Origin of the sequence: Neobacillus canaveralius (assembly GCF_047237705.1) — a bacterium.
In the GTDB taxonomy this organism is placed as follows: Bacteria; Bacillota; Bacilli; order Bacillales; family Cytobacillaceae; genus Neobacillus; species Neobacillus niacini_K.
The window spans coordinates 2,782,854-2,796,760 of sequence record NZ_JBDFLL010000001.1; the positions used below are offsets into that span (position 1 = coordinate 2,782,854).

The window sequence follows — 13,907 nt, forward strand, 5'->3', positions numbered from 1 at the left end:
AATAGGAATTGGATGTAAAGGTTATGAGGAAAAAAGCGGTCATATTTGACTTGGATGGGGTCATTGTTACAACAGATGAGTTTCATTACCAAGCTTGGAATCAAATATCCGAGGAAGAGAATTTACATTTTAATAGAGAAATAAATGAAAAGCTTCGTGGTGTTAGCAGGAGTGAAAGTTTAAAAATAATCATTAAGTATTCCAAAAAGGATTTTAGCGAGTTTGGACAGGAACAATTAACAGAAAGAAAAAATGACATATACAAAAAGCTACTGACAACTATTAGTGCAAAGGATATTCTCCCAGGAGTATGTCCTTTGATAACAAAATTAAAAGAACAAGGGATTAAAATCGCGATTGGTTCTTCTAGTAAAAATGCAAAATATATCCTTGAAAAAATCGGGTTATTGAATTTATTTGATGTCGTAGCGGATGGGACCGATATCAAAAGAAGCAAGCCAGACCCGGAAGTTTTTTTACTTGCAGCAGAGCGATTAGGGATCAAAGCTGGCGACTGTGTAGTGGTGGAAGATGCCGAAGCAGGGATTGAAGCCGCTTTAACAGCTGGAATGAAGGCCGTAGGAGTCGGTTCAGCCGCATCCTATCCAGGAACAGAATTGGGCTCCTTGAGCTTAGAACAGATGAACATCAACGATATACTAAAATAGAAGAAAAGAGGTCATAATAATGAGTTTACAAGAGTCATCCTTAGATAAAATCAAGAGTCTAATTAATCTTAGAAAAAAACCCTTCAACTTAAAAGATCAAGATATAAAATGGGTCGAAACCACCATCTCCAATATGACCTTTGATGAAAAAGTAGGGCAGCTTTTTTGCCTGATTGCTTACTCTGATGATGAAAATTTATTAAAAATGATGGCGAACCATGCTAAACCTGGCGGCGTCATGCTTAGACCGATGCCAGCAAAATCCGCAGTAGATACAGTTCGTTTGCTTCAAGAAAATTCAAAAATACCACTCTTGATTCCTGCCAATTTAGAAGCTGGCGGAAATGGGATAGTACTTGAGGGCACTAAATTTGGTTCCCAAATGCAAGTTGCGGCAACAAATGATGATGAGATGGCTTATAAGCTTGGAGTGGTTTGCGGAAGAGAAGGTTCTGCCGTAGGCGGTAATTGGGCATTTGCACCGATTATTGATATTGATTACAATTTTCGAAATCCAATTACCAACACACGGACATTTGGTTCAGATCCAGAACGGGTTCGTCGAATGGGTGTAAACTACGTGAAAGGTGTCCAAGAAAATGGTGTAGCTGCTTCTATCAAGCATTTCCCAGGGGATGGTGTTGATGAGCGCGACCAACATCTAGTGACATCCATCAATGATTTATCTTGTGAAGAGTGGGATGCAACCTATGGGGCTGCATATAAGGCGGCAATTGATGAGGGTTCCTTGACTGTCATGATTGGTCACATTATGCAGCCGGCATATAGCAGAAAGTTTAACCCTGGTGTCGAAGACAAAGATTTACTTCCAGCATCGCTTTCATACGAGCTTACGACACAATTATTAAAGGAACAATTAGGTTTTAATGGTCTTGTTGTTTCTGATGCTTCTTCGATGGCAGGGTTGACGATCCCAATGCCTCGAGAACAAGTGGTTCCACAAGTGATTGCAGCAGGATGCGATATGTTCTTGTTTACGAGAAATCAACAAGAAGATTATGAATTTATGAAAAAAGGGATCGAAAATGGCGTAATAACAGAAGAGCGGTTATACGATGCCCTTACAAAGATTCTTGGACTAAAGGCAGCTCTTGGACTTCAAAAGAAACAAGAAGAAGGTACACTTCTCCCTTCATTAGATACGGCAATGAAAGTTATTGGAAACGTTGAACATAAAGAGTGGGCTTTAGAATGTGCAGATAAAGCTGTTACTCTTGTAAAAGAGGAAAAAGGCCTTCTGCCTCTTACACCATCAAAGCATAAAAGGGTGCTATTATATTCCATTGAATCGGGAGATGGCTTTTTCCAGTCCTCGTATAATGCAGCAGGTGAGTTCAAAAAATTATTGGAGAATGAAGGATTCGAAGTAGAACAATTTAATCCGCAAGCAGGATTTGAAGGGATAATGACTCCAGCTAATTCTTTCAAGGAAAAGTATGACTTAATTGTTTATATGGCAAATATGGCGACAAAAAGTAACCAAACTACAGTCAGAATTGAATGGGCACAACCAATGGGAGCAAATGTCCCAATCTTTATTACTTCTATACCAACTATTTTCATTTCTGTAGAAAATCCATATCACCTGCTAGATGTTCCAAGGGTTAAAACCTATATTAATGGTTATTCCTCTTCGGAGCCAGTTTTAAAATCAATTGTGGAGAAGTTATTGGGAAATTCAGATTTTAAAGGGTACAGTCCGGTAGATGCTTTTTGCGGCAGATGGGATACAAGGTTATAATTCGATTGTGCATGTCTCAAACGTGGCATTATAATTCATCAGCTTTAGTGTAGATGTTTATATGGAGACGATGATTGAGGACAGGAAAATGCTGTTCTGGTATGGTGGAAAGAGAGTTCATAGGAATTGCTTTTAAATTATTGTTGAGGAGACATCATTTGGTGTTTTCTTTTTTTTGTTCTTTAAATTGACTCTTTTGAGAAAGTTCGGCAACATTTCGACATTCATTGAATTCGTAAAATTTATCCCAATCTAGAAAAAGAGATAGGATATAAACCAAAAACAAGTATTAACGAAGGAATAGGAAATTTGTAGATTGGTATAAAGAGTTTATAAATAAGGATAGTGTAAAACATTGAGATTATTTTTTTAATAAAAGAACATTTTTGGGGTTTAAGATATAAATATTCGGGTATGAAATAATAAGTTGCTTTCCCCCAAATCCTTACTTTGCGACTAATTTTGACTATCTTATTGATAGTCCTTTTTTTAGACTTGTTGTGATTTAAAATATATATCGATTTATGTCACTAAGGTTAATGTAGAAAAAGTTATTTCATCTAATCATTTACCGATTAGAGAAACCAGAGACAGGAGGAGGGATACATAAGTAATAACGAATCGAAAGATTGTATAAATGGAGGAATAAAATGAATACTAGAATACCTATTTTAAAATTATATAACTATCTGTTTGTTTCCATTCAGTGGGAGCTTGATGATCAAACAGCATTACAATTTCAAGATTTATTGCTCCAAAGAATACATGAAACTGGTGCTAGGGGTGTGGTCATTGATTTAACATCTGTTGATATGATTGATTCGTTTATTGCAAAGGTTCTAGGCGATGTGATTAGTATGTCAAAAATGATGGGTGTAAAAGTTGTATTAACTGGTATCCAACCAGCTGTAGCGATTACGTTAGTTGAACTAGGGATTCATCTAAAAGATGTGGCAACAGCATTAGATTTAGAAAAGGGGTTAGAAATACTACAAAGGGAGTTGGGGGATTAGATCATGGGATACGAATCCTCTGTAAAAATATTATCAGAATGGGATATCGTTACAGCTAGACAGCGAGGTAGAAACATTGCTAAAGAGCTTGGATTTGGAACAGTTGACCAGACAAGAATCACCACTGTAATTTCTGAGTTGGCAAGAAATATTTATTTATATGCGGGCAAGGGAGAGATTTATTTCGAGCCTGTCAGTGCTCTTGAAAAAAGAGGTTTAAAAGTAATCGCTCTTGATCATGGCCCGGGAATCCAGAATATTAGGAGAGTGATGGAGGATGGATATTCCACATCTGGTGGCTTAGGGGCAGGTTTACCCGGGGTAAAACGTTTAATGGATGAATTTGATTTGACCTCAACACTTGGGAAAGGGACAACCATACAGGTAGTAAAATGGCTACGAGGGAGGTTTGGGTAAAAAATGGATTTCAAACCAATTTTAGAATCCAGTTATCGGGAAATACTTCGCAGGTATATAGAAGAATCTTCTGAAACAGCATTGTATCAAGGACAAATGTTCAGCAGGAAATCCATTACACAGCAGATATCCCCTGAAGAAATTATTAGTATCCATTGTAAAGTCTTAAAAGATCTATTTCCTGATATTAGAGAGGAAATTTTAGTTTCGTTTGATTTCCTTATTGAATTTATGATGAACTATGGACTAGCCTATCAAGAATATCAGAGTTTGAGGGACAAGCAGTTCGAAATTAAATCGGAAATTGAAATGGCTGCGAGCATCCAAGAAAACTTTTTAGAAACATCCATTCCGAAGCTGGATGAAGTTGATATTGGTGCCATTAGTGTTCCAGCGAAGAAAATAAATGGAGACTTTTATCGCTTTATTGAGGACGAAAAAAGTATTAGTATTGCCATTGCCGATGTAATAGGCAAAGGAATACCTGCAGCACTTTGTATGTCTATGATTATGTTTGGAATGGATAGTTTACCAATGTCCATAAATAATCCAAATGATGTGTTATCAAATTTAAATAGAGTCGTAGAAAATAATCTTGATTCAAGTATGTTTATTACTATGTTTTACGGAAAATATGATTACAGTAATCATACATTTACATATTCTGCTGCAGGGCATGAACAAGGGTTCTATTATCATGCGTCTTCTCAATCCTTTGAGGACCTTACAACAAGAGGCATGGTGTTAGGTCCTCAAAGGGATATTACATATGAGCAATTTGAAAAGAAGGTTAAACCCGGAGACATGATTGTTATGTTATCTGATGGTGTGACTGAATCAAGGACAGAAAAGGGATTTATTGAACGATCTATAATAACTGATTTAATTCAAACCTATATGCATTTGTCCGCACAAGAAATGGTGGAGAACATTTATCGTGATATCGAGAGATTACAGAATTTCGAGATAAGGGATGATTTTACGCTAATAATTTTTAAAAGGATATAAAAGATGTTGAATACATCATATTGAGCATAGAAGCATATCAAAGAGTAACCAAAAACCTATGAAAGGCACGTGTAAAGATGCAGGGTAAAAAAATGCTTGAACGAGGCATTAATCAACATATTCAGGCAATTGCCTATCAAATTCCGAAGGAAGGTAATGTATTTAACGGGGATAGCATTTATATGAAAGTAACGGACGATTACTTTATTTGTGCGGTTGCCGACGGTTTAGGCAGTGGGGAGTATGCGTATTATTCGTCGGATGCAGTCCGCAAGGAAGTGGAAAAAAACCATGATAAAGAGGTAGAGGTATTAATCGATAATTGCAATCAGGTCCTCAAGGATAAAAGAGGTGTCACTCTGTCCATTTTAAAGGCACATTTTTTACAGAAGACTTTCACCTATAGCTCGGTGGGAAACATTCAGTTTGTTCTTTCTTGCCCCTCTGGAAAGTTTATCTATCCACTGCCTATCCTGGGATATTTATCGGGGAGGCCCCAAAAATACCGATGCGAAACATTTTCTTATGAAAAGGGATCAAAATTTATTATTCATACGGATGGTCTTGCCTTTCCTGGTATAAAATCATTAGCAAGCTCCTCTAGTTCGATTGAAGAGATCTCTAACTATTTAGATAACCATGCAAAAACAGGGAAGGACGACCTGACTTATATTGTAGGTCAACTTTTTTAAACACTAAGGAGGGTTAAAAATTGCAAACATTCTATGATACTAAAAATATATCACAATATATTAATCATAATAAGCAGGAATTTCAGGAGAAACTATTATCGGAGGCTGTCAATGTGGCCACTAATATTGAGAGTATCTTAAAAGAGGGAAATATTGATTTATTAAAAAATGCTCAAAAGCTCGTTCTTTATGTAGTGGAGGATAGAAACGAAGAACTCATTGCTTTCGCTAATGAAGAAGGCATTGCTTGGGCGAAATATTCATTAACTGTTGCGTTTAAATTAGAATGGGTACATGCTATTAGACGTACTTTATGGTATTTTATCAAGAAATATGAACAAATAAATGAGAATGTTAATTTTGCAGACAATTTTTTCGAATTGGAACAAAAAGTTAATGATGGGATTGATGAGTTTTTAAACACGTTCTTTATTAGTTATTCACAATATAAAGATGAATTAATCCTTTCACAAAGGAAATTAGTCGAACATCTTTCGGTACCGATCATACCAGTCAGCCAAACGGTAGCTGTATTGCCGTTGATTGGTACATTCGATGCTTATCGTATGCATATTATTGAAGAAAAGGTATTAACAGACATTGCAAAGTTAAGGATTCTGACATTAATTATTGACTTGTCAGGAATATCAGACATGGACGAAGTAACCATTGCTCATTTTCAAAATGTGTTGATTGGTATCACGCTGATGGGAGCTAAATCAGTCATAACTGGATTACGCCCAGAACTTGTTAGACAAATGGTTCATTTAGGGATCGATCTTACTAGTTATTCAGAAACAAAGGCAACCTTACAGCAAACATTGAATAATTATCTTGGTTAACCTTCAAATATGTAAAAATTCCTGAGAAGGTTCACTTTCCAGGAATTTTTAAGATTCTATGGAATTATGCTGTTTTTTAAACTTTACCGTTAAGGGATTATATATAACCAATCTCTAAGGTATCTAAATAACATTTTTAATCTGTTTTATATAGAAATAGCGGACGATAAAGAAGTAGATATTTTGTATAACTAAGAAAACGCCTAGCACCATTACGGATTCCTTAACTAGATTAAAGGAAAATAGATTGGATAATGCTGTTAACGCCACAGCTCCATGGACAAGTGCCACGATGATGGGGGCGAAAAAGAGAATGGCGGTTTGTCTGTTTAATACCTTCTTTAACTCTTTCACCGTTAGACCCATTTTCGATATTGATGAAAATTTTTGCTTATCTTCATCTAAATCCATATATAGTCTGAAGTAAAGGAAGCTACCGGCTGAGACAAAAAAGACAATTCCGATAAATAATCCAACAAATAAAATCGGTCCGTAAAATTTCATGATTTGATAGATTTCGTATTCCACAGACATGATTTTAAACCGTTCTAAATGTTTATAAAGCTTTTCAGATGCAGCCATGATTCCAGCCTCACCATCTGTCACTTGCCAAGCATAAAAGCTTTGCACCTCTACTGGATTAGGAAGTTTTTCAAAGTCATGATCTGACACAATATAATAAGAATCTGTTGCTGGTAACGCTCTTGAGGAGATGACTTCATCTTCATTCGGCTTTAGTGTAACATCTGATTCCAATTTAATACTTTCATTTAACAGCTCACTTGTCTGCCCAAAATTGGTTCCTTCGAACTCGACAACGATTACCTGGCCATTGTTTACCTCTATTTGCTTTTCACTAATTAAAGAGGCAAAACGATTATAATCAGAACTACTTGTTATTAATATCGTATCATCTGCGATATCATAGTAGCGCATCTCCATTTGCTCACTGTCTGCCTCAATCTTTTCTTCTCTTAAAGTATCATTAATAAACTCCACGTCTTGAGTTACGGATTCTTTTTCAGAGGTTTTATAAGAAAATGTCGTAGCATTCACATTTTTAATGCTTGATGTTAGGACGGTTTGGAATCCAAATAAAGAGCCAATTGCACAGAATGCAACCGTCGAAACCATTGCGACCATAAAAAATGTACGGGCATTATCTTTCATTCGAAAGGCCAAATCGGAAAAGAGAAGCATATTGGTTTTAAACCAAAAAATAGATTCCTTTTTTCGTAATTTACCTAAGATGTAAACACTTAATTGAGTAAATAATAAATAGGTTCCAACCATGACAACTATAATGACGGGAAGCATTACAACCACCACGATTGTTCCCTTTGCAAGTAAGGCTGTTGTATAGCCAATAGCTAGCAGTAGGACTGCTGATAGCGTTAAAAATAGGTTCGCCTTTGGTTCGCCCTTGGAAATTTTATTTCCTTTAATCAACTCAATAAGCTTTTTACTGCGAAGTACATACGTAACAAATAAAGAGATTAAGAAAAACAAGACAATAAATGATGCAAAGGTCAAAATGATTGCCTGTGTTGGAAAATAAAAGGGTAATGCACTTTCAATAATGAGCACGTTCTCAGCAAGCAGGAGGATACCCTTTGCAAACACAACACCAAGGAATATCCCACCAAGTGTCGCAAAAAAACCAATCACCATATTTTCTAAAAACACCATAATGCGGATTTGTTTCATCGACATCCCCTGGATCATTAACAATCCAAATTCTCTTTTACGAGATTGTAAGAATGAGCTCATGGAATAAAGAATGAAGAAGAAAGAGAAGACGTAGATGATTCCGGCAGAGATGTTCATCCCTTTTGTAACACTTCCATTCATCTCATTTCCACTTAACGCTGGATGATTCGCAAATATAGAAAATGTAAAGAACACCATCACGGTAAATAAACTGCTAAGAAAATAGGCCGCATATAACCTTTTATTCCGGATGACGTTATTAAACGCGAATTGTCGAAAGGTCATGTGCGTCGCCTCCCATTAAAGAAAGTGTATCGATAATCTTTTGGAAAAAGGCTTGGCGGTTATCACCACGATGGATTTCAGAATAGAACTTTCCATCCCGAATAAACACGACCCTGTTACAATAGCTCGCAGCCTGTGCGTCATGCGTTACAAGCATCATCGTTGTCCGTTCCTTTTTATTAATAGACTCAAGCATTTCCATCACATCTCTTGATGACTTTGAATCAAGATTTCCTGTCGGTTCATCTGCTAACAATAGCTTCGGTCCATGAATCATTGCTCTTGCAACAGCTGCTCTTTGTGCCTGTCCTCCAGATATTTCGTAGGTGCGTTTTTTCATAATGGTGCTAATTCCTAGCTTTTCCGCGATTTCATTTGCCTTTTGCTTCATTTCATTCACTTTTTTCCCATCGAGTGTTAACGGAAGGACGATATTTTCTTCAACCGTTAAGGTATGAAGGAGATTAAAGTCCTGAAAGACGAACCCTAGCTCACGACGTCTAAATTGTGCTAATGCTTCCTTTTTTAATTGATGAGGATTATGCCCATTAATAAGAATATCTCCTGTCGTTGGCTCATCAATCGTTGCAATCATATTCAACAATGTTGTTTTTCCACTTCCAGATGGCCCCATAATCCCAACAAATTCACCTTCATTTATCATTAAATCAATATCTGTTAAAGCAGGGTAAGCAATTTTACCTTCGTAAATTTTACTTACTTGTTTTACTTTTAACATCACAAGTTCACCATTCCTTCCATACCAATTCCTTTAACTTGTGACTATTATATCCGTTGTTCCTTTGTTAAAAAAATCGATTTTTCTTTCACTTTCCTTACAGGGGTGTAATGTTTTGGGTCACACTAAAAATGATTCGAACGGTTGTGCCTTCTCCAGCCTTTGAATCAATCTCGATATGATGGTCAAGCTGCTGTGCGGCCTCATTCGTTAAGTACAGTCCCATTCCTGTTGATTCTCTAAATTTCCGGCCATTTTCTCCTGTAAAAAACGGTTCAAATACGCGATGCTTGTCACTCTCAGGTATTCCTACGCCAAAATCCTTTACCTCTAATACCGCTTCACCTTCTCTATCGTAAATCGACATGGAAATATTCTTGCTTTTACCCTTCGAATATTTAACTGCATTATTTATCAGTTGGGAAAGCATGAAGAACAGCCATTTTTCGTCGGTTTCGACTAGCATTCCGGCTTTTTCCTGAGTGAACTGAGGATAAACCTGATTTCGAATATAGAAGCGTTTGTTTTCATGATTCACATCACTGACCAGCTTTGCTAGTTCCACTGGTTTAATATGAAAATCCTGTTGAATGGACCTTAATCTCGCCATATAAAGAATGGTATTTAAACCGGTCTTCATTCGGTGTGTTTCCTCACGGATATTTGAGGAATCTGGTTCATCGAGGTTTTGAGCAATGAGCTCAATGACAGACAATGGCGTCTTCATTTGATGAACCCATTGATCCATAAATTTCATATGCTCGTTTTGTCTTGACTCTAATTTTTTGATTTGCTCCTGATAATGCTTATATTGATTCTTTAACAATCGATCAAGTGATTCAGAAATAGGTGTTTGTTCTGTTTTTTGCAGTGATTGATCCAATGACTCCAGTTCGCTTGTGAGTCGTTTGTAAAACAGACGGCGGCTATAATAATGATAGATTAAATATCCCCCAAGAAAAAAAAGACCGAGGAACACCGCATAAAGTGCAGGTAATAAATGGTGATAGCCATCTAGATAATAAATCGCGAGAATAACAAAAAATTGAATGATTTGGACACCAATGAGAAGAGCATGCTCCTTTAAAAATAGCTTCATCGATCCTCAGCCTTTAACCAGGAAATAGTTAAGCGATATCCTGCCCCTCTTACTGTCTCGACGGCTCCTTTAAGACCAACGCTCTCCATTTTTTTACGGACTCGAGTAATGTTTACATTCAATGTGTTTTCATCGACATAGACTTGCTCATCCCATAATTTTTCAAGTAAATCCTCACGTCCAGCTACACGGGGATATCGATCGATTAAGCATTCAATCAGTTCAGCTTCTTTTTTGGATAGGGTAATATTGTCTTTTTTATAAGATAACTCCAGCCTTTCGGGAAAAAGCTTTAACCCTTCTATTTCCAACACACGCTCCTGAGCTTGCGCCGCATATTCTCCATATGCTCGACGAAGTTGACTGCGAATTTTCGCTAGGACAATTTCCGGATGAAACGGTTTTGTAATAAAATCGTCGCCACCATTTTCTAACGCCATGACCTGATCCATTTCACCAACTCTTGCCGAGATGAAAATAACGGGACAAATCGATTGCTTGCGTATTTGACGACACCAATAATAGCCATCATAGCTAGGTAAATTAATATCTAATAAAACCAGGTCTGGTTTACACTTCTGAAAATCCTCCATGACTCGATCGAAATCAGCCACAATGAACGATTCATATCCGTATTTATTTATGTAGGATTGCAGATGTTCAGCAATTTTAGGGTCATCCTCAATAATAAAAATCTTTTGCACATTGCCCACTCCTTTCCCTGTGCCATTATCCCATATCCTTTTAAAAAAGAACAAACAAAACCTTACATACGTAGCGGACTCTATGCAAATGCTCACTTAAATAATAGGGGGCAAAAGAGTGGAAATTTTTATTATATTTCCAATAATTGTCTTTTTGTGATATAATGAAATTAACATTATTTGAATTTTAAAATAATTAAGTGAAAGGGGTATTTTTATGTCAAGTATCGCTTACTTATTTTGGGGCCTTTTAGGAGGAATCATACTTTTCGGAGTATTTGTCGATAAATTTTTTCGAAACAAAGTAAATTTTAATGATACAGAACACATCAAATCAGCTAACCAACAATTAAGCGAAAATGCTTCTTTGAACAATAAGAGTACAAATGAAATTACTGGATCATTTATACCATAATTCTTTGGGGTGTGATTTTCACTTAATAATCTCATCAACCAATATTGGAATAAAAAATATACAGAAAAAGAGTCCATCAAATTATTTGATGGACTCTTTTGTAAAAGTTTCCCAGGACAGAATTTAACATTTTCCCTTAGCGAATATAGAAAGACAATCATTTGGCAGATCCCAAGAGGAAGGGGATACTAAGGTCTTATTGATGGAGGGGAAATTTTGAAAATAAGACATTTCATTTTCGTTAGTGCGTATGTAGTAATCTTCATTTTATTTACCCATCTCTCATTACAAAATTTAATGGGCTCTACAACACAACTTACTTTTCCGAACTTCCAATTTATAATAACCCTTATTTTTATGATTGCTATAAGTGTAGTTTTTGGAGTATCAGTAAAGAAATTTATTAACAAAACAGCCAATGGAAACAAGAATCTAGAAACTAATTTGAAAATGACTTTTGTTATCGGTACGGTAATTTCTTTAGTGTTATTATTAGGATTTTATATAAATGTTTAATTCAAAGGTTGGTGAATAATGGGATTAATAAGATTTGTCCTTATCTGTATCATCTTGAATAAACTAAATGAGGGGGAATCGGTTTGAATTCGATTAGAAAAGCCTACGGATATATAACAAGAATTAAAGATGGCAAAATACAAGTATTAGTTTTTCAACATCCATTAACCGAAGCAGGGATACAGATCCCTAAAGGGACAGTGAATGTCGAAGAAGACACTTATAATGCAGTTATTATGGAAATTGCAGAAGAAACAGGATTTAAGGTTTTGAGTTGAGAATCTAATTGCAGAAGATTATTGGGAATATGATGATGGTGATATACATAATAGACTTTTTTACAAGATATATGTATCAAGTGTTCCAGATGAATGGGATTATGAACCAACAGGTGGAGGGGATGAAGAAGGACTAAGCTTGGGTGCGGTTCTAAACAACACAACAAATAGTAATAGTAAAATGATAATAATAAACTTAAAACTACACATAAAATACCCTGAGTTATTCAACGAGTCAGTTTAGGTGAAGAAGAGATGGTACAGTAAAAGGAAGAAGTAAAATGGCCCCGGCATGATAAAACCAGGGCCTGTTCGTATCTTATTTTTCCAATGATTGACCAGCCAGCCATTCCATCAGCGTGGTGGTGTTACCATCAATAATGTTTGAAACCTCGTTGTTGTACACATAGATCCAGGACCAGTGTCCATCGTATTCATATGGTGTACCGTCTGCTTTTTTGTACAGGCCAGTAGTATCGACCACATTATCGAAAAGAGACATTTGAACATCTTTTGCTCCGGCATCAATCAGGCGGTTGTAGGTTGGAACGACATACTTATTAACAGGCACAGTTGTATCTGTTTTAGCCGCAGTGAACCAGATCGGGAGGTCCTTCATGCTCTGAATGTCTTCGTCCGTTATAAGTGTATCATCTAAAGCCTCGCATACCGGGAATGCGGCCGCAAAGTATTCTGGATAATCGCGGATCATCAACATAGTCATATAGCCGCCATTTGAATCTCCACCAATAAGAATTCGATCAGTGTCGATGTCTTTATTGTTCGCTACATAATCTTTTATTAGTGACATGAGCGCATCTTCATATTTTGACGTTCCGTCTCCGAATCCTGTAAATCCGTCCATCCAGAAGGTAGGAGTTTGAGGAGCAAGCACATAGGCACCATCAAAATAGGCTTGAATTTCTTCGGAAGCAAAGTTTGCTGCCTTATTTCCGGATATCGCAATCGTTGGGTCTGTACCACCTTCACCCATGCCGTGGAGCCAGATGATTAACGGATTCTTTTTGTTGTCTTTCGCAGGAGTATAATCCGCATAGGTTAACGTTACATCATCGTAGGTTGCTTCAGCGCTTTCGAAATCATCTACGAGTTCTCTTACTCCCCCAGTAAAAGTGTCAACAACCAATCCAGAAACCGTCCCTGCTGGTGTAAGAATGTCTTTTTGCTGGGTAATTGTGTAATCGCTGTCAACCCAGTTATTACGGAATGTTCCCAAATTGAAGTTCATTGGTGACCCTAAGGTAACAGCCGGACCAATTTCCATTTCCAGTACAGCATATTTTCCTGTTTGATCCACAAGGTTGCCATGTTTGTCAGCTACATAAGCGTTGGTGACTTTACGGATCCCTTCCTCTAACATAGGATTGGCTAGACTGCTGTCAACTCTTTGCACATGAACATTGAAGGTATCAGCTGTTACAGAATTTACAGGTACTGGCCTGCCCAAATCGACAATCACCTTCGTAATTGCTGGTCCCCAGTCTTCTATTTCAGTAACCGTCTGATAGGATACCGTCTGAGTTTTGACTTCCTTGGCTTGCACCCCTGCACTGAATGAAAGGGTGGTGCCCGTCGCTAAAGTACATAACAATGCCGTTTTAAAGTGTTTCTTGAATCTCTTTAACATGTTCCATTGCCTCCCGATTTTTAAATATAACGTGCTATCCGTTGAAAGCACTTACATATACTTTACTAGACTGCGTAGTTCAAATCCTGTCATTATTTAACCTGTTTATGG

The 13,907-nt window shown here is 36.9% G+C and carries 14 protein-coding genes; 9 read left to right on the forward strand and 5 right to left on the reverse strand.

Annotation, left to right across the window (positions count from 1 at the left end):
• The first annotated feature begins 23 nt into the window (after window positions 1-23).
• From pgmB to ABC255_RS14040, 7 genes are all read left to right on the forward strand, one after another.
• Window positions 24-668 (forward strand): beta-phosphoglucomutase, encoded by a 645-nt coding sequence (pgmB, locus tag ABC255_RS14010; protein WP_412994346.1) that lies wholly within the window; start codon window positions 24-26, stop codon window positions 666-668.
• 19 nt (window positions 669-687) lie between these two features.
• Window positions 688-2,430, forward strand: a complete 1,743-nt coding sequence (locus tag ABC255_RS14015) for a glycoside hydrolase family 3 protein (protein ID WP_412994347.1) — start codon at window positions 688-690, stop codon at window positions 2,428-2,430.
• Window positions 2,431-3,080: 650 nt separating this feature from the next.
• Window positions 3,081-3,443 carry an STAS domain-containing protein gene (locus ABC255_RS14020; protein WP_335537283.1) on the forward strand — a complete coding sequence of 121 codons (363 nt, stop codon included), beginning with the start codon at window positions 3,081-3,083 and terminating at the stop codon, window positions 3,441-3,443.
• Window positions 3,444-3,446: 3 nt separating this feature from the next.
• On the forward strand, window positions 3,447-3,860 hold the full coding sequence (locus ABC255_RS14025) for an anti-sigma regulatory factor (protein ID WP_412994349.1): 414 nt from the start codon (window positions 3,447-3,449) through the stop codon (window positions 3,858-3,860).
• Window positions 3,861-3,863: 3 nt separating this feature from the next.
• On the forward strand, window positions 3,864-4,868 hold the full coding sequence (locus ABC255_RS14030) for a PP2C family protein-serine/threonine phosphatase (RefSeq protein ID WP_412994351.1): 1,005 nt from the start codon (window positions 3,864-3,866) through the stop codon (window positions 4,866-4,868).
• Between the two features lie 92 nt (window positions 4,869-4,960).
• Window positions 4,961-5,560, forward strand: coding sequence for a PP2C family serine/threonine-protein phosphatase (locus tag ABC255_RS14035; protein WP_412998559.1), 600 nt, complete (start codon window positions 4,961-4,963; stop codon window positions 5,558-5,560).
• A gap of 20 nt (window positions 5,561-5,580) precedes the next feature.
• Window positions 5,581-6,402, forward strand: a complete 822-nt coding sequence (locus tag ABC255_RS14040) for an STAS domain-containing protein (RefSeq protein ID WP_412994352.1) — start codon at window positions 5,581-5,583, stop codon at window positions 6,400-6,402.
• Between the two features lie 123 nt (window positions 6,403-6,525).
• On the opposite strand, the gene ABC255_RS14045 is transcribed toward ABC255_RS14040, so the two are convergent.
• From ABC255_RS14045 to ABC255_RS14060, 4 genes are all read right to left on the reverse strand, one after another.
• Window positions 6,526-8,397 carry an ABC transporter permease gene (locus tag ABC255_RS14045; RefSeq protein ID WP_412994354.1) on the reverse strand — a complete coding sequence of 624 codons (1,872 nt, stop codon included), beginning with the start codon at window positions 8,395-8,397 and terminating at the stop codon, window positions 6,526-6,528.
• Window positions 8,372-9,136: an ABC transporter ATP-binding protein gene (locus ABC255_RS14050; RefSeq protein ID WP_412994355.1), complete on the reverse strand. Its 765-nt coding sequence runs from the start codon at window positions 9,134-9,136 to the stop codon at window positions 8,372-8,374. The genes ABC255_RS14045 and ABC255_RS14050 overlap by 26 nt, the downstream gene beginning before the upstream one ends.
• Before the next feature lie 97 nt (window positions 9,137-9,233).
• Window positions 9,234-10,235 carry a sensor histidine kinase gene (locus tag ABC255_RS14055; RefSeq protein WP_412994357.1) on the reverse strand — a complete coding sequence of 334 codons (1,002 nt, stop codon included), beginning with the start codon at window positions 10,233-10,235 and terminating at the stop codon, window positions 9,234-9,236.
• Window positions 10,232-10,939 (reverse strand): response regulator transcription factor, encoded by a 708-nt coding sequence (locus ABC255_RS14060; protein WP_412994358.1) that lies wholly within the window; start codon window positions 10,937-10,939, stop codon window positions 10,232-10,234. Before ABC255_RS14060 ends, ABC255_RS14055 begins: the two co-directional genes overlap by 4 nt.
• A gap of 217 nt (window positions 10,940-11,156) precedes the next feature.
• Here ABC255_RS14060 and ABC255_RS14065 point away from each other — a divergent pair, with 217 nt between their 5' ends.
• Window positions 11,157-11,354, forward strand: coding sequence for a hypothetical protein (locus ABC255_RS14065; RefSeq protein ID WP_412994359.1), 198 nt, complete (start codon window positions 11,157-11,159; stop codon window positions 11,352-11,354).
• Window positions 11,355-11,953: 599 nt separating this feature from the next.
• Window positions 11,954-12,148, forward strand: a complete 195-nt coding sequence (locus ABC255_RS14070) for an NUDIX hydrolase (RefSeq protein ID WP_412994360.1) — start codon at window positions 11,954-11,956, stop codon at window positions 12,146-12,148.
• 319 nt (window positions 12,149-12,467) lie between these two features.
• On the opposite strand, the gene ABC255_RS14075 is transcribed toward ABC255_RS14070, so the two are convergent.
• Window positions 12,468-13,796 (reverse strand): prolyl oligopeptidase family serine peptidase, encoded by a 1,329-nt coding sequence (locus ABC255_RS14075; protein WP_412994362.1) that lies wholly within the window; start codon window positions 13,794-13,796, stop codon window positions 12,468-12,470.
• Window positions 13,797-13,907 lie beyond the last annotated feature (111 nt).

Coding starts and splice junctions, on each gene's coding strand:
- ABC255_RS14055 (WP_412994357.1), bottom strand. CDS start 10,235: ATGAAGCTATTTTTAAAGGAGCATGCTCTTCTCATTGGTGTCCAAATC.
- ABC255_RS14075 (WP_412994362.1), bottom strand. CDS start 13,796: ATGTTAAAGAGATTCAAGAAACACTTTAAAACGGCATTGTTATGTACT.
- ABC255_RS14045 (WP_412994354.1), bottom strand. CDS start 8,397: ATGACCTTTCGACAATTCGCGTTTAATAACGTCATCCGGAATAAAAGG.
- ABC255_RS14050 (WP_412994355.1), bottom strand. CDS start 9,136: ATGTTAAAAGTAAAACAAGTAAGTAAAATTTACGAAGGTAAAATTGCT.
- ABC255_RS14030 (WP_412994351.1), top strand. CDS start 3,864: ATGGATTTCAAACCAATTTTAGAATCCAGTTATCGGGAAATACTTCGC.
- ABC255_RS14035 (WP_412998559.1), top strand. CDS start 4,961: ATGCTTGAACGAGGCATTAATCAACATATTCAGGCAATTGCCTATCAA.
- ABC255_RS14015 (WP_412994347.1), top strand. CDS start 688: ATGAGTTTACAAGAGTCATCCTTAGATAAAATCAAGAGTCTAATTAAT.
- ABC255_RS14025 (WP_412994349.1), top strand. CDS start 3,447: ATGGGATACGAATCCTCTGTAAAAATATTATCAGAATGGGATATCGTT.
- ABC255_RS14065 (WP_412994359.1), top strand. CDS start 11,157: ATGTCAAGTATCGCTTACTTATTTTGGGGCCTTTTAGGAGGAATCATA.
- ABC255_RS14020 (WP_335537283.1), top strand. CDS start 3,081: ATGAATACTAGAATACCTATTTTAAAATTATATAACTATCTGTTTGTT.
- pgmB (WP_412994346.1), top strand. CDS start 24: ATGAGGAAAAAAGCGGTCATATTTGACTTGGATGGGGTCATTGTTACA.